Below are 16854 nucleotides of genomic sequence, written 5' to 3' on the forward strand. Positions count from 1 at the left end.
TAGGTAATTGCGAAACAAGTTCGCAATCCTAACTAAAAAGCGGTAAGAATCCTGCAACGCAGGATTCTTAAGATGAAAAATAGGTACTTCTAAATTTGAACATGACTAAAAGACTTCCCAGATAAACTGCGAAGAAAAGATTGTATGCATATTAATAATCAGGCAATCAAAGGCTTCAAACTCCGGATGTATTGGTATTGATGAATCTTATCAGCGACAAGCACAGTAACAAGCTGGGTAATTCCTGCAAGCAGTAAATCAGCATGAAGTGTTTTCTCATTCTGTGTTTTACGATCTGCAATGCAGAAACTATCTTTGAAATGGTTGATTGACTTTTCAACATTTACACGGATCTTGTAAGTATCCTCCCATTCCTGTGAGCCGCGTTCTACACCAGGATAGGCACGAAGGTTCTTTTCAGGATAAATGTAGATCATTCGTCCGCAGGAAGAAGATGTACATGGATTGTCACAATGACATACGCGATGTTTTGACTTGTCGGCAGGATTGTATTCCCATTTCATTTTTGGACATACAAACTTCATGGTAGGAAGTTTGCTCCGCAAATGGGATCTGCTTCCTTCACGCCGCATCGGAAGTGATGGATCGTGAGGACAGCAGGGAATACCGTTTTCATTGACAGTATAGTCGGTTCCTTCCACAGAAAGCTTTGTTTTTAAAGGGATAAAAGCTTTTTGAAAGCCAATTTCTTCAAAGAGGGATTTGTAAATGTTAATGGCATCAAACGCAGCATCTCCAAGAAACGTCTTTGAATTTATTAAAGGATGTTTCTGGAAAAAGTCAATTAAAACTGGAAGAAGTGCTTTCGAATCGGCAAGGGATTTATCCTCATCCGGTGAATCTGATTTCTTCCCTACAACGATATCAGGATGTTTTTTTAGAAAGTCCTTGTTGTAGAAAGTGATGTCACGAACAATACCAAGCCCGTTCGTAATAATGCCAAATTTATAGGCGTAACAGAAATGTCCATTGATGTACATCTGCTGGATTGCCTGATTGGAAGCCGCATGAGTTGGCATAGAGCCATAAGCAGCTTTATAAGGATCATAGGAATCATCAAGGTTATGGGACTTTTTGAAAGCCTTTAGCTGCTTGATAATACGGTTGGCATATTTTGGGTTATTTTCTGTAACCCATGCTTCAATGCCAGAGGTATCAAAGATTGTCATGGAAGCAAGGGCAGGATCAAGACTTTGGCAGATCGGTTCGGTCAGATCAACAAGATGATCGAACATAGATTGTAAGTCCGATAAAAAATCCTGTTTGAAACGTGTAAATTTGGAACCATCCGGAACAACATCAAAACCGCAGAAATCACGCAGTTCCTGGGAAAATTTCAAAAATACGATCAGGAGTGTGTCCGTCGGGATTGAGAAAATACGCTGGATAAGAAGTGCCTTAAGCATTGGATAAAGCTGATGTTTGCGAGGTCTTCCGGTACTGGCGTAAAAATGAGAAATAAAAGAAACAGGAACAATTTCATCAAGGTTAATGGCTTCATCAAGAAGCGAAAGGAACTGATATTTGTCGTTGTCGAATTTATTTTGACAATCTTCAAAAATTTCTGCCAAAGTGAGCTGTTTATATGTTATCATGTAGGTATATCTCCTTTAGGTGGATTGGTTAATTAGTTTCTAGTCAATTCTATTTTACCATAAACCTTGAGGAGATATTTTATTTTAACGACAAAAAACACCGTATTTATGCAGTGTTTGGCGTTTCGCAAACGCCTAAAACATATATTAAAATTGTTTATGATTATGATTACGGACAACATTTCTTTACATTCAATCCACCATTTTTTACCACCCTTTCCGTCTTGTTTGTTTTACCTTTACTTTTCTTTTTGATTTCATATAAACATTCTTTTTGGTTCTGTTTAGCATTTGAAACAATAGTATGGAAACCACCAAAACCCCAATTATAGACATCGCCGCAGGAGGAATTTTATATGTTATTCCATATTCGCTTCCGCATTTAGGATCAACAAGTATCATTGCAGCCTTGATTGGAAACCAATTAAGCATACTTCCTTCCATTGTTGCAAAATATCCGTAGATGAATGCAACGGCAACTCCCAGCAATGATTTTCCTTCTGCAAAAGCACAAACAATAATAATGGGAAGTACTGATATATACACCAATATGTCAGATACAATAATCTGAGCGGCTGACATCAGCATCATATGAATATTCATTCCAGAAAATCCTAAAAAAGCATTAAAACATATTGACAAAAGAGCGTTAAAAATACTAAATACTATAGTTAAAAATAAAAGCAGCCAAAATTTAGCAATAAGTAACTTTTTATATGAAATAGGTACTGTTAAAATAGATTTTAATGTATCATCTGTTGTTTCTCTGGAAATAATGTACACAGCGACTAATGTAATAATAATCGGGAAAAATAATGTACAATTACTAATAATTACCTGCTGTATAAAATACTGAAAATCCCATACTTTATTTGTGCTTGCAGTTGAATAAAAGCAACTCATTAACACAGATAGCGACATCATAACTAATCCAGCTTTTACAACTGAATATCTTTTAATTTTTAATAACTCTGTTGATATAATATTTCCCATTTAAATTACCTCGTCCATTTTTTATAAAATCTAATCATAAGCATTAAAGATAAGAACAATGTTACTCCTAATACCAAAAATGCATAAAGATCTGACGGAAACATAATATATGCTTCTTTTGACAAATTATCTTTTATTACATGATCTACCAGTTTACCGCTTGTCCAGTCCATCGCACATATAACTGGAAATAGATTTAGAAATTTTGCGGTACCTTTCACTGCCATTGTTTCAAATAAACCGATAATTCCCCAATTTAGAATCGAATAAAAAAATGCCAACAATGTAGACACTAAATAGGATTTATTAAAATATACTATTATAACCACAATAGGAAGTGACGCTATCGTTATCACAAGCCCAAATATAATACTAAATCCTAGCTTGTATGCTAAATCATATATAATACCAACCTTCAATATCCATGAAAAGAATATTGTAAATGATACACTCGTCAGGCTAAAAAGAGTTCCATATATAAAAAGTACACAGATCTTTGCAAGGATCATTTTGGTAATTGTCACGGGCACTGTTTTAATATTTTTAAATGTATCATTATCTCGTTCCATAAAGAACAAGATTGTCGCAAGCATTCCTATTAAACAAGGTGCAAGGAATACAAGACCATAGCCCTGTGTCATAGTAAAGGATAAATCAAACCTCATTTTCAAATAATGTGTGCTCAGATCACCAGACATCCCGTTCTTAGTTGTCATAACCACAATTAAGGGGAAAAAACATGATAATACAATCAGCATGAGCGTGATTTTCCTTCTTTTCAATTTTGTAAACTCACATCTGACTAAATCAAGCAATTCCTTCCCCTCCTGTCACTTTTTTAAAATAGTCCTCTAAAGTATCTTCACACAAATGAGCGTCCATCACGTCTACTCCTTCTTGAACAAAGGAACGAACTATATCTGGTATTGATATACTGAGATTATACACATTTATATCTTGGTTTCCTGATACCTTAAAATTTGATTCTTTATAATACACTGACAGTATTCTTGCTGCTTGGGCATTATCAGAAACCTTGAAGTGTACATATTTTCCATTTTTTTCTTCTAATTCCTTCATACTTCCCTCTTCAATGAGTACGCCTTTATCAATAATACCAATATCGTCTGCTAAAACAGCAATTTCTGAAAGTATATGGCTAGAGATCAATATAGTTTTCCCTCTATTTTTAGATAAATCTTCTATAAATGTTCTTATTTCTGCGATTCCTATCGGATCTAAGCCATTAATTGGTTCATCCAAAATTAATATTTCTGGATCATGCATTACCGCTAATGCTATAGCTAATCGCTGTTTCATTCCTAATGAATACTGCGAATATAACTTTTTATCTTTGTAGGGTAAATTAACAAGTTTTAATGCCTGTTCGATAGCATCAGTTCTTGGGATTCCTCTCAATTTCGCAAAAATTCTAAGATTTTCCGTACCTGTCAAATTAGGGTAAAATCCAGGACTTTCAATCAGTGATCCTATTCGAGGTAATATTTTTTTCTCTTCAAGCCTTATATCTCTATTAAAAATACGTATGGAACCTGATGTCGGTTCTATGAGGTTTAGCAGCATTTTCATAGTTGTGGTTTTTCCAGCTCCATTTCTCCCTAAGAGTCCATATATCTTTCCTTTTCTTACATGCATATTTAGATTGGAAACACTTTTCTGTTCTCCATATGTTTTAGTTAAATCACGTGTTTGTATAATGTATTGTGACATTTGGTTTTTCTCCTTTCAGAATCTTCTATGTTTTACAGTATAATATATTTTTCTGACAGGAACCTGACAGAAACCTGACAAGAACCTTGTAATTTATTTAATACGAAAAAGATGATACTCGAACGTATCATCTTTTTTGTTACCTTTGTATAACTGAAAATTCAATACAAAATACTGTTCCTTTACCCGGTTCACTAAATGCACTAATTGTCCCACCCATTTTCTCTAGCAATAATTTTGAAATATTTAATCCCAGTCCATTCCCTTTTCCGGATCTTCCTTTATTACACTGGTATAATCTTTCAAAAATATAATTCAAATCTTCCTTTGCTATCCCTATCCCATCATCACCTATCTCGAGTCTAAATTTACCATTCCCCTCTGATGCTGTTATTGATATGTTTGCTGCTTTGCTATGAGTAAAAATATTCTGCACAATATTATTTATAGCCCTCATATAACAATCCTCATCAATCTCAACAATTATAGCTTTCTCAGGAATTTCTATATTATATCCTATTCGATGTTCTTCTATTATAGGGATCCAATCCAAAAAAATCCTTCTGGTTTCTTCAGTAATGTCAACTGCTTTTATTTCCAACTGTTCCTCATCTGAATTAATCCTAAACCACTCGAATAACACTTCGATATATTTTTTTAAGTCATACGCCTTTTCTTTCGCTAGTCTTAGATATTGTTCCTCTTTATCTGAACTTACCAGTTTTAAATCTAGAGCGTCCAAATACCCTATTAAGGTTGTCATGGGTGTTCTGACATCATGTGATAAACTTGTCATGAGTTGCTTATTTGCTTCCAACTCTATGTTACTCTCTTCAATCCTTTTTTCATATTTATACAATATAGAATTTACTCTAAATCCAACTTGATCTATCCTATTATTTTTTTTCAATAGAAGCTTTTGTTTGCTTTGACCTTTCTCTATTTCTAAAAGTATTTGATTGAACTCTTTTAGTCTTCTATTAATTTTAAACACATAAAGTGTCAATCCCAAATTATAAAATAAAAGTATGACTAGCACCACATAAAATAATTTCATTTATCTCATAACTCCTTATTGAATCTATATCCGAGACCTCTTACAGTCTGAATATACGAATTTTCTGCTGTTCGCTCTATTTTCTTTCTCAATCTGCTAATAACTGCCATTATGTTATCATCATCATATACATACTCTTCGTTCCAAACATTTTCGTATATTTGTTTCTTCGTGAGAATTTTTCCTTGATTTTTTGCAAGATATATAAGTACATCATATTCTTTTGCAGATAATTTAAGCTCTTCACCAGACAATTCTACTATGCCACTTTCTAAGTCAATTCTTAAATCTCCATATTTCAAAATTGCTTTACTAGCCATATTATTTAAACGTGTGTAACGTCTTATTAGAGATAATACTCTTGCAAAAAACTCTTCCATTTCAAAAGGTTTTGTCAAATAATCATCCGCTCCCGCCCGCAACCCTTTTACTTTTGAGGTGCTGTCATCTTTCGCTGTAAGCATTAGTATTGGTACATTACTCATGTCTCGTATTCTTTCTAAAACTTCAAACCCACTGATTCCTGGCATCATCACATCCAATACAACTAATTGATATTCCTTATCTTTTACTGATTTTATCCCATCAAAACCGTTGCATGAAATATCTGCACAAATATTTTCTTGCAAAAGACTCTCTTGCAAGAGTGTACATAAATCCCTATCATCATCAATAATTATAATATCTTTTCTCATCTCAAGCCTCCAGTAATATGTATATCTCTTCAAATTGATTGCAACAATTATATTGGTAATTATTTTATCACTATATTAACCGTTTGTATCTTACAATATTCTTGTAATTCATATATCGAACCATTTTGGCTAACTCTTTATATATCAAATTTTTATTTCTCCATCCCAACTTGACAAACCCCTACAATTAAAAAAATTCACCCATACTAGAATAATCTGACAACGATTCCAGGTAGGGGAACATATTCTGATCCGGATCTTAACTATCCAGGGAAATTCCCCAGAAACGCTCTCCATCCATGCAGATGTAAAAAGCGTGGAAAGCAATACCAGCAAAGAAAATCTGAAAAATTGTCGAGTACATGGAAAATATGCCGGAACGGTGGAAGACATCCACAAAGGAACTGTTTTTGACCGGTTAGAACTGGGTGTCAACGCCATTGCTCACAGTCGCTACGACAGCCGCACCGTTGGGAAGAAAGATAAGGTGTCCTTTGTTGTGACCATATTGATGAAGAACGGAATGTTGCTGTTGGCATCATTACAAGGATTATTAAACAGAATTCATTATAAGTGTATAACATCAATTATACTATAAATAATGAGGAGCTTCCCAAATGCTCCCCATTATCTTAATTACATATAAAAAATACTAGCAAAGTAAAATTCAGCAAATAGCAAAAAACGTCCTATGGTCATAATCATAACATATATTACAAATTCACTTATCTTAAACATATTTTTATTGGATATTTTAGGAAATAGTTTCGCCACTAATCTATACACAATATATCCTATTATGGCTCCCGCAACATTTAATATTATATCGTCAATATCCGTCTTTCTATTATTAAATAATTGACTCAACTCAATTGACAAAGATATACCTAAATTTACTAACAATATTCGTTTAAATGAATCGAATTTTTTCACAATCAAAGGTAGTAAAAAACCGCATGGCATAAGTAATACCAAATTTAATAAATATATTACTGTATCAATTTCTTGTGAGAATGGTATTAAGTTTAATTGATTACTTGAGAAATCAATTCCATATAACTTTATATCATACACTGTTCCTGCTCCAGTAAAATGCAAAACACAGGCATAATATAATCCAAAAACGCCTAAATATATTTTGGATAAAAGTGAAACTTCTTTCTTCCTAAGATATATTCCCCAGAACAAAACTATTGGTAATAATATTGTGCCAAATTCATATATAATTAATAACATAATACAGCTTCCCCTTTCTTTTAAATTGTACATGAAATTCTAACTAAAATTGTACGTATTCATTTGCAGTCTGTATAACCGCGCATATTCTTTATTAAGTTCTAATAGTTCCTTATGACTTCCTTCTTCTTTCACCTGGCCATTTTCAAGCAAAACAATTTTATCAGCTAAATGTACTGCTGAAAGTCTATGGGATGTAAAAATTAGTGTTTTCCCATATAATTCATGTTTAAGATTATTTAATAAATTGCACTCAGACTCAGGATCTATAGCTGCCGTTGGTTCATCTAAAATCATTACTTTACATCTTCTATTCACCGCCCTTGCTAAAGCAATTTTCTGCTGTTCTCCCCCTGATGGCTCATAACCATTTCTATCAAATATTTTTTGTATATACGTATCCAAACCTTCTGGAAGTTTTTTAAGGATATTATCTGCATCTACTATATGTAAAGCTTTAATAGCGTCTTCATCCGTCCATTCTGCATTTTCCAAATCTGTTATTTTAATATTATCTCGTAATGTGAAAGAATAATTTATGTAGTCTTGAAATACAACGCTAAATACACTACGAAGGTTACATACATCATACTCTTTGATATTTTTAGAATTAATTAGTATTTCGCCCTCATCTACATCATAAAATCTCAATAGCAATTTTATGACTGTGCTTTTACCAGAGCCATTTACTCCTAATATACAAATCCTATCCCCTTGCTTAATTTCTAAAGAAAAGTTTTGTAACACATATTTTTCTGACATTGGATATTTAAAAGATACATTCTTAAATTCAATCTTTATATTGTCATTCACTTCCAATTCACCACATCTATTCTCTTCTTCCTCATATTTACTGAATTTTTCAATTGTATCTATTTTCAATTTATCCTCATAAACAGAAGAAAATGTTTCTATAACTGTATAAGTAGCAGCTATTAAGGATGTAAATAAACCTATGTATAAAGAAAAATCTCCCACGCTACTATCTCCATTAAGAATTGATTTTACAATTCTACTCATAAAGAGAAATATGATTATTTCTGGAATTACATATGTAGGAAATATACAAATAAGCTGTTTTTTCTTTAATTGTTTCCTATCTTTAAAACATATACTCCAAAATTTTTTATATCTATTCATAAAAAAGTCACATAAATTATGTAATCTGATGTCAAAGGCAAAATACCTATCACTTGCCACAGAATACATATAACTTTGTTGCCGCTCATACGGCATATTATTTAACCGTAACTTGTACGCTTTCTTTGAAAATTTTTGATTAAGTACTGCAGATGGTATTGAAAATATCAATAATACTATAGCATAACTCCACTGATACCTTCCTATCATTCCTGCTGCAATTATCAGCGAACATATACCACTCATTCCATAAAATATATTCCATGTAATTTCGTTTAGTGAAAAAAAATCTGTCATAACAGCTTGCAATGTATTTAAATATTCTGGTGAATCATAAAACTCTATGTTAGTTTTCATAGTCTTTTTCATGACCATTTTTTCAATTTCATGTTCTAGCAAATCCGAATGGATATTCTGATAATATGCACTTAATTTCGAGAATAACTTTGTAATTATAGCCATTAACATCACAAGGATCAGAATAAATAAAATAGAAAAATAATTTTTTTCGTTTATTATAGTTAACGAATCAATCAATATTTTATTTAAAAACATAGATATGTAAGGTGTGCATGTGCTTAATATCAACAATGTACACCTCCCAATTGTATAATGTTTAGATGTTTTCCAAGCTAAACTCATGCAAAAGGCCATTGCATTAAAAAAAGATTTTAGTTTAAGTTGCACTATTTTTACCTTCTTTCCAAATAGTAAATATAATATTCAGGCTCCTCTAAAGTACTTATCGAAAAATTTATAATATCATCAAATACTTTTTTGCCTTCAGCCTCTATATATTGCATAAGATCATGGTTTGTATAGCTTTTTCTATCAAATATATATGAATATATTAAATGCTGTATATACTGATAGCCATATTCATTTTTTTTTAAGATATTATTATATTCATTTTTTAGGTCTTCTAGTAATCCCCCAATATCCTTTTTTAATATAAGCCTATTTACAATTTTCTTATATACATCATGAATACAAGTTAAATTAATTTTTTTTCGTACTGTTATCCTTATATATCTGAAATCTTTTGTAGGTTGAAATATACCTAAAAATATATCACTTTCTTGCATCTTTCCCGTCTCTTTGAAAAGTTCTTCCAAAAATGTTAATGCCATACTTTCAACCAAATCATAGTATGCTGTATCCGTACAAACATAATTTAACTTCAAAAAAATAACCATACCATTTTCTTTAATATTTTTGTAATTTCTATTTAAACTAGTGGGCACTCTTAAAGAACTTTTTTGTGGCATAACTTTAAAATCATTTTCTACAACTTTTTTCCATATTCTCTCCTCCCACTCCTTTTCACCTCCAAGTATGATAATATGTGCATTCTCAACACTATATCCGTTTTTAAAATTTTCAATAATATCCATATACGTGATACACCGAATATCATGCAAGTTTCCTATCGGCATATATTCACTAATTCCTAACTTTTTCACAAAAGATCTATACACTTCAAAAAAAGGGGATTCAGATACTATGTTATATTCATTTACGATATCCTGCCTTACTTTCTCCATATTATCACGTAATAAATGTGTTCCTCTAAATATATCTAATAGAATTCGAATTGCATTTAATATATTTCCTATTTCATTGTGTGTTGAAATTACATATTTTGTGTATTCAAAAGATGTGGTGCCCACACATGAAAAATCATCACCTACTCCATAACCTTCATAATCCATTTGCATAAGCATATGTTCTAAAAAATGCGCAATACCATATCTGTCTCTATCTTTTAATGAGCCATTCCAAACAATTAATGAAACATAGCACATATCCATATCACACTCTCTAAATTCATATGATATTCCGTTAGATAGTTTTTTTATCATACTCATTCTCCAATGAAACTGCTGTTACTTATCTTCTTTTAAGATCAGGCTAAAAACATATATTTTTAGAAAATAAAGGGATATTACCTCAAAAACTTATGAGTAAATACCCCTCTATCCTCATTCACTTGCGTTTCTCAAATACTTTTAATACGCTACTGGTGATTTTCTTCCTGCTGTGCTTGCATCTTTGTAATTATTAGTGCTATATTTTGTAGTTTCACCACTTGCATCTCTACAATTACATCCGCAATGGCTGCAGGAATCACTTGTCGTTCTTGTACCTGAATAATTACTCCATGTACCGCATGTACATCCTCTAGCTATATTGTTTGCCTCTACACTGGTGTCGATTTTTCTTCCCATCGGATTGACAACTCTCATGTTTTCACCACCTTTCCATTTTATTTTTATTGTAAACTTTTAGATTGCTCTTAAGTTACAATCATGTGATTTAATGGTTCTAACAATTCTGGATTATTTTCTAATATTTCATGATAATAAATTAATTGTTGCTCTACCGTGTATTTTTCTTCTTCACAGCATGCCATTTTTTTCTTCATATTTAATCCATTTGCATCATAGCAATTTGCATAACAGATCCCACACAAAGTGCTTGCCCAACAATTTTGACACTCAACCAATGATTTCTGCATATATTCATCTATATAGTATTTTTTTATAGCCTCTATATCGAATCCTTTTTCCACATCTCCGATGCTAGGCGCTTCTCCAATTCTTTCACATGCTAAAAATTTTCCCTCAGTTGTAACATACAAACGACGTGTACCAGGAACACAGCACCCATTAAATTTGTGCCACACGAATGGCTCATCACAAATCGGTCGGGTATGAATTCCCATAAATGCTCCTATTTGTGGATAATATGTAAATGATTTCTCTTTTTCTGATGGTGTTTTCTGTTTATCCCACGCCAGGAGTGGCATCCGATTTTCCAAGTTCTCCCTTTCTTCTTCTGTATATATCGGAGCATTATTTTCCGAAAGTTCTACATATGTACAATTCATATTTAAATCTTTTGCATATTGTTCAAAAAATCCTTGCATATCCTCGAATTTTTCTTTTGTATATGGAGGGCTGACAACCGTACTTACCGATATCATCTTACGTCTGTCTCCATAAGCTTTTAAAGCATTTTGGAAACCTTTTAAAGACAATTCAAAGGATCCTCTACCATTTTCTAATTTTCGATGTTCATTATGTGTTTTTTCATCACCATCAATACTAAACATTAAACTAAATTCTGGAATGGATGCAAAGTATTCTGCTTTTTCCTCTGTCATTAATACTCCATTTGTTGTCATAGAAAATGTTACCTTTTTTTCACCTCGATTCTCCAACGCATACGATACACATTTCTTAATCAAGTCAAACTTAAGTAATGGTTCTCCACCATAAAACCCCACATAAATCTCATCCCTATAACTATTTTTGAGTATATAATCTATAGCTTTAATTGCTGTTTCTTCACTCATACTTCGTGGACTAAAATCTCTAAAGCCTGAAAAAGAATTTTGATATATACAATAATCACACCTGAGATTACAATTTTCTGTAACTTCTAACACTACCTGTCTCATATTTTGAGGAATACTTTGTGTTAAATCCTCAAAATGTTCTCCTTCAAACTTCTCTAATGGTGTTGCTTTAAGTATATTCTCTTTTTTAACCATTGAAATTATATCATTTATCGCAGCTTGTATATCTTTTAACGAATACTCTAACTTTTTGACATCAAGAGTATTTTCTTCCCCTAGCTGTTTTAAAATATTATATTCTATTTCAGTACATTCCAAGATTTTTCCTGTTCCTGTATCAAAAAAATAGTATTTCTCTTTTGTTTTAAAAACTTTTCCTAATCTTGAAAAATCTCCTTCTCCTTTAAGTCTTTCAAAATATTTTTTATATTCTATAACTGTCATACCTTCCCTCCTCGTATTTATTTTGTAAACGTATATGTATCCTTATTAATAGACCACATTACTTGCTTGTTGTCTTACATAATATATGTTAGCAGCACAAACCACCATATTTATTGTATAATTCGTCCTTTTTTTTTCCTATTTGGAATTCTTTCATTTTTATCGTGTCATTATTCTTTCTCATGCTTGACTCAACTTGGCACACTTCTGCGATTTACAGGAAAATCTACCCATGTTAAAATGATACTGTCAAAATTATATGTAGCGAAACGCAGCTTTCCAGGGAATGCCTCTTCTCTGGTGCAAGCTGCGTTTTTTAGTGCATGGAAAGGAGTATCACAACTAAATATAGAATAAGCGTTCCTCCGTATTGACCGGATTGAAGCTTTTATGAGGCAGGAAAACTATAAGCCAGGGCAAAGTGAAAGATCTCACTTTGCCCTCTTTTTATGAAGGAGGTTCATTTACTTGAAAAACCATGTACACAAAGAAGCCCCACCGGGCATGAAACATCATCGGAACTATGGAAAATATCTCTATACTGCCTTCCTTGTCTTCACTCTGATTGCCTGTAATGTACAACCAGTTATGGCTGCTACCATCTGGGACAAAGCTTCAGAAATCATGAAAGACGTATATAACCAGATTATCCTGATTTCCACCATTGCGGCTGTTGTAACTGCATCGGTTGCTTTGCTTTTGATGAATTTTTCCAAATCCGGAAAAACCGTGGATGAATCCAGGGCATGGCTCAAACGAATCATCATCACATGGGCTATTCTCAATGGCCTGGGATTTATCATGGCTTACATCACACCGTTCTTTGCCGGCGGGCAGTGGAATGGATAATGCAGATAAGGAGGTGGTTCTGTCATGGGAATACTTGACGGAATTGTAGAATGGATTGCCGAACAGGTCATGAACATTCTGGATTTGATTACTACTTCTGTTCTGGGTGCACTGGGATGTTCCATGGATACTTTTCTCCGGTATTTTCCAGCAGCGGAAACAATGTACCAGATTTTTCTGGCATTGGCTATCGGACTCATCCTTTTAAACTGGGTTTGGCAGCTTTTTAAGAATTATTTTATGGGGACAGGGATTGACGCTGAAGATCCAATCAAATTATCACTGCGGACATTTATGTTCCTTTTCCTAACATTTTATGCCAAAGACATCGTGGATCTTCTATTGAATATTTCAGGAACCCCGTATAGCTGGATTCTGACTGAAGATCTTCCACCACTGGAATTTGCCAAATTCAACTCTGTGATCACAGTAATCCTGGGGGTATGTGCCAACGGTGCTGTTGCCATTGTTGCCCTCATACTGGTACTGATCCTTGCCTGGAATTACATCAAGCTGCTTTTTGAAGCTGCGGAACGTTACATACTGCTTGGAGTTCTGGTCTACACCGCACCTGTTGCGTTTTCCACGGGTGCTTCCCAGGCTACCGGAAATGTTTTTAAGAGCTGGTGCCGTATGCTCGGCGGACAGTTCTTTTTGCTTTTAATGAACGCCTGGTGTTTGCGGCTGTTTACTTCCATGGTCGGAACATTCCTTGCAAACCCTTTATCACTCTAGGAAGGAGGAGATTATGAAACATAAGAAAACACTGCTCTGCAGCCTGCTATTGATTTCTTGCCTGATTCTTGTAACTTCCATGCCGGTCTTTGCCGCTGAACTTACAGAAGCAGAGGTACAGCAAGCTGTGGATGCACAGGGAAAAGAAACGGTCACCGGTAATGTCTTTATCTGGTTTCTGTGTGCCATTGCTTTTTTGAAGGTTTCTCAAAAGATTGACAGCTTTATGGCAAGTCTGGGAGTCAATGTTGGAAATACTGGTGGAAATATGATGGCTGAACTTTTAATCGCCGGAAGAGGTCTTGCAAGTTCCTTTCGAGGGCATGGAGGTGGAAGCCATAGTAGTTCCCATTCTTCCTCTCCCGGAAGTGCTGCAGTACAAAGTTCTTTCCTTTCCGGAGGATTAGCCGGAGCCGTTGGAAGGCAGACAGAGCGTTCTGCGGTAAATGCAGCCACCGGATATACCGAAGGACCAAGTATCGGAAATGCACTCTATCAGTCTTCCCTTGAAAAGGGCGGGGATTTTGCCAATAACGTTATCAGCAATATTGCTCAAGGAAACTATGGTCAAGTTGGCTCGATCAAAGGTGATGGAGCTGTTTCTGCATTTCAATCCTACATGGGAATTCAAAATGAAGATAAAACGGATCATTCCTATACCAATGTTGAGATTGGCGGCGGCAGGATAACAGGCGTTGAGTCCGGTTCCAATGGAAACAGCCGGGAATTTGCTATGTACCATGCCGATCAATATACGGCTCCTACCCAGGGAACCTATGAAACTGTTCAATCTGTAGACGGAGCTACCTGGTACAAACAGTATGCTGAAAATACGGTATCCAAAATTCCTTATGATGCTGGCGATGGAAAGATAGCCTACAACGAATCCATTGTCCAAAAGCTTCCTCCTACTCCTCCAAGAAAGGATCGGATTTAGTGATGGATACAGAACGCTCTGGACTTGACGAAGCAATGGATGTAGGCTCCAGTACCATTTCTCACCTAAAGTCCTTAAAAACAGCAGCCACTTTCTCCAAAGCAGGATATGGTGCAGCCCTTGGCGGGCCTTTTTCAGCAGCGATTGGAGCAGTCATAGCCAACCGGAATCAGTTCGCTAAAATTCTCCTTGTTATTCTCGCCATACTGCTGCTTCCGGTTTTATTTATTGTGATGCTCCCTGGTCTGATCTTTGGAAGTCTGACCGACCAAAGCGATGTGCTAAACAGCAACTCTATGATCAGTGAAAACATCCGTGCTTCCCGTGATGCCATCGTTGAAGTGTTAGAAGAAAGCCATGAAGACATTCTGGCAGAGATCCATGCAGCAATTTCCCGTCTTCCACAGGGAGATACTGCATCCATCAATGATCCCTATACATACAGCATCGCCGTCAATGCCAATCTGCTGATTTCACAATTTTGTGCCAGCCAGGATGACTATAAAAACATCAACCTAAACCAATTAAAGAAACTCATCCGTGAAAACAAAGAAGGACTTTTTTCTTATGATGTAGCAACCGAAACAGTTACCATGGAAGTTACCGTTGATGGCGGTGCAGAAGGAGAAACCGGCACAGAACAGGGACAGGCACAAACACAGACGGTTACTTTTACGAAACACACCTATACCGTTGTTTATGCTGGGGATTCCTATTTTGCAGACCATGTATTCCATCTTACAGACAAGCAGAAAGAACTTGCCAAAAACTATGCAGAAAATCTGACTGCTTTCTTTGGAACTGCTTCTTCCGGCATAGTAGCTGCTATCAATCTTAGTGATGAGGTATTGTCCTACCGCCCTGCTGTAGAAAGAGCCGCTGCGAAATATGGTATGAGTGATTATGTGGATTTAATTCTGGCAGTCATGATGCAGGAATCTGGCGGACGAGGGTTGGATGTTATGCAAGCAGCGGAAGGTGGATTTAATACCCGCTATCCCCATGTGCCAAATGGGATTACAGATCCTGAATACTCCATTGAATGTGGTGTACAGGAATTAAAATATGCCCTCGACAAAGCCGGCTGTACCGGACCTACGGACTTAGACCGGATTAAACTGGCTCTTCAGGGTTACAACTACGGTTCTGCATACATTGACTGGGCAATGGAACGGGACGGTGGATATACCAAAGAAAACGCCATTGCCTATTCTGACATGATGTGTGCAAGACCAAGCTGGCCTTATGACCGGTATGGTGATAAAGAATATGTCGATCATGTCCTTCGGTATTACCAAATTACTGCCAGTGGCGGTAACTATCCTGCAAACGGTATGCAAATTCCACACTATCTCCAGACAGACTATGGAAATATCCCCTATGGCGGCGGTTCGATTGCATCCAGCGGTTGTGGACCTACCAGTTTTGCCATGATTGCCAGTTATCTTACAGGCACTACCATTACACCTATTGATGCAATATCCTGGTGCGGAAATTCCTATTACAAACCAGGAGTCGGCACTTACTGGTCTTATTTCCAGGCAGCGTCCGATCATTTTGGGTGTGGGGCTGTCACACAGACCAGTGATCCCAACCAGGTACTTCAGGCTTTATCTGAAGGTCATCCGGTCATCAGTTCCCAAAGAGCCGGGCTTTTTACCAGTGGCGGACATTTTATTGTCCTTCGTGGTATAACGGCTGGAGGTAAAGTATTAGTGATGTTAGAATATAAATAGTACAAAATAAACATGACCATTTTCAATAAATATTATATGATAGTCATAGATCAAGAGAGGAGAATGGTTATGGCAAGAGGTACAAGGTATTCACAAGAGTTTAAGGAAGATGCAGTAAGATATCGGTTGGAGCATCCTGAGATTGCGCTTCGTAAGTGTGCTGAAAATCTTGGAATTAGTGAATCAGCACTAAAGACTTGGATGAAATCAGCAAAGGAACATGAAGGAACTGTTCCTACTCGTGGTTCAGGCAATTACGCAAGTGATGAAGCAAAAGAAATCGCACGTCTGCAACGAGAATTACGCGATACAAAGGATGCACTT

At 35.3% G+C, this 16854-nt stretch carries 16 protein-coding genes and 1 pseudogene; 6 read left to right on the forward strand and 11 right to left on the reverse strand.

Features of this window, described 5'->3' with window-relative positions:
* Nucleotides 1-253 precede the first annotated feature (253 nt).
* The 6 genes and pseudogenes from BLP57_RS16595 to BLP57_RS16620 all read right to left on the reverse strand — a co-directional run.
* Nucleotides 254-1616, reverse strand: a pseudogene (locus BLP57_RS16595) (transposase); the annotation flags it as partial.
* Between the two features lie 207 nt (nt 1617-1823).
* The gene (locus BLP57_RS16600; RefSeq protein ID WP_025580958.1) at nt 1824-2609 is read right to left on the reverse strand and encodes an ABC transporter permease; all 786 of its coding nucleotides are present in this window, start codon (nt 2607-2609) and stop codon (nt 1824-1826) included.
* 5 nt (nt 2610-2614) lie between these two features.
* Nucleotides 2615-3424 (reverse strand): ABC transporter permease, encoded by an 810-nt coding sequence (locus BLP57_RS16605; RefSeq protein ID WP_059085304.1) that lies wholly within the window; start codon nt 3422-3424, stop codon nt 2615-2617.
* Nucleotides 3417-4340 (reverse strand): ABC transporter ATP-binding protein, encoded by a 924-nt coding sequence (locus tag BLP57_RS16610; protein ID WP_025580960.1) that lies wholly within the window; start codon nt 4338-4340, stop codon nt 3417-3419. The genes BLP57_RS16605 and BLP57_RS16610 overlap by 8 nt, the downstream gene beginning before the upstream one ends.
* A 139-nt stretch (nt 4341-4479) precedes the next feature.
* Nucleotides 4480-5397, reverse strand: a complete 918-nt coding sequence (locus tag BLP57_RS16615) for a sensor histidine kinase (RefSeq protein WP_059085303.1) — start codon at nt 5395-5397, stop codon at nt 4480-4482.
* Nucleotides 5398-5402: 5 nt separating this feature from the next.
* Nucleotides 5403-6092 carry a response regulator transcription factor gene (locus tag BLP57_RS16620; protein WP_025580962.1) on the reverse strand — a complete coding sequence of 230 codons (690 nt, stop codon included), beginning with the start codon at nt 6090-6092 and terminating at the stop codon, nt 5403-5405.
* A 316-nt stretch (nt 6093-6408) separates the two neighbouring features.
* Between BLP57_RS16620 and BLP57_RS16625 the strand changes: the two genes are divergently transcribed.
* Nucleotides 6409-6690, forward strand: a complete 282-nt coding sequence (locus BLP57_RS16625; protein ID WP_227218301.1) for a hypothetical protein — start codon at nt 6409-6411, stop codon at nt 6688-6690.
* A gap of 38 nt (nt 6691-6728) precedes the next feature.
* On the opposite strand, the gene BLP57_RS16630 is transcribed toward BLP57_RS16625, so the two are convergent.
* The 5 genes from BLP57_RS16630 to BLP57_RS16645 form a co-directional block, all read right to left on the reverse strand.
* Nucleotides 6729-7328 carry a VanZ family protein gene (locus tag BLP57_RS16630; RefSeq protein WP_055151472.1) on the reverse strand — a complete coding sequence of 200 codons (600 nt, stop codon included), beginning with the start codon at nt 7326-7328 and terminating at the stop codon, nt 6729-6731.
* Nucleotides 7329-7367: 39 nt separating this feature from the next.
* The gene (locus BLP57_RS16635; RefSeq protein ID WP_330389501.1) at nt 7368-9122 is read right to left on the reverse strand and encodes an ABC transporter ATP-binding protein; all 1755 of its coding nucleotides are present in this window, start codon (nt 9120-9122) and stop codon (nt 7368-7370) included.
* Nucleotides 9123-9160: 38 nt separating this feature from the next.
* Nucleotides 9161-10330, reverse strand: coding sequence for an insulinase family protein (locus BLP57_RS16640; protein WP_055151479.1), 1170 nt, complete (start codon nt 10328-10330; stop codon nt 9161-9163).
* Nucleotides 10331-10477: 147 nt separating this feature from the next.
* On the reverse strand, nt 10478-10714 hold the full coding sequence (locus BLP57_RS17695; RefSeq protein WP_055151482.1) for a hypothetical protein: 237 nt from the start codon (nt 10712-10714) through the stop codon (nt 10478-10480).
* Between the two features lie 50 nt (nt 10715-10764).
* Nucleotides 10765-12273 (reverse strand): radical SAM protein, encoded by a 1509-nt coding sequence (locus tag BLP57_RS16645; RefSeq protein WP_055151485.1) that lies wholly within the window; start codon nt 12271-12273, stop codon nt 10765-10767.
* Nucleotides 12274-12741: 468 nt separating this feature from the next.
* Between BLP57_RS16645 and BLP57_RS16650 the strand changes: the two genes are divergently transcribed.
* From BLP57_RS16650 to BLP57_RS16670, 5 genes are all read left to right on the forward strand, one after another.
* Entirely contained in the window at nt 12742-13122 is a 381-nt protein-coding gene (locus tag BLP57_RS16650) for a hypothetical protein (RefSeq protein WP_005340361.1), read from the forward strand.
* A gap of 24 nt (nt 13123-13146) precedes the next feature.
* On the forward strand, nt 13147-13857 hold the full coding sequence (locus BLP57_RS16655) for a conjugal transfer protein TrbL family protein (RefSeq protein WP_059085297.1): 711 nt from the start codon (nt 13147-13149) through the stop codon (nt 13855-13857).
* Between the two features lie 13 nt (nt 13858-13870).
* A complete protein-coding gene (locus tag BLP57_RS16660; protein WP_059085296.1) occupies nt 13871-14794 on the forward strand; it encodes a hypothetical protein in 924 nt (307 codons plus the stop codon).
* Between the two features lie 2 nt (nt 14795-14796).
* Entirely contained in the window at nt 14797-16530 is a 1734-nt protein-coding gene (locus tag BLP57_RS16665; RefSeq protein ID WP_242872663.1) for a lysozyme family protein, read from the forward strand.
* 69 nt (nt 16531-16599) lie between these two features.
* A partial coding sequence (locus BLP57_RS16670) for a transposase (protein ID WP_092073352.1) occupies nt 16600-16854 on the forward strand: 255 nt, incomplete at its 3' end.

Origin of the sequence: Blautia sp. SF-50 (assembly GCF_900101315.1) — a bacterium.
GTDB lineage: Bacteria > Bacillota > Clostridia > Lachnospirales > Lachnospiraceae > Blautia_A > Blautia_A fusiformis.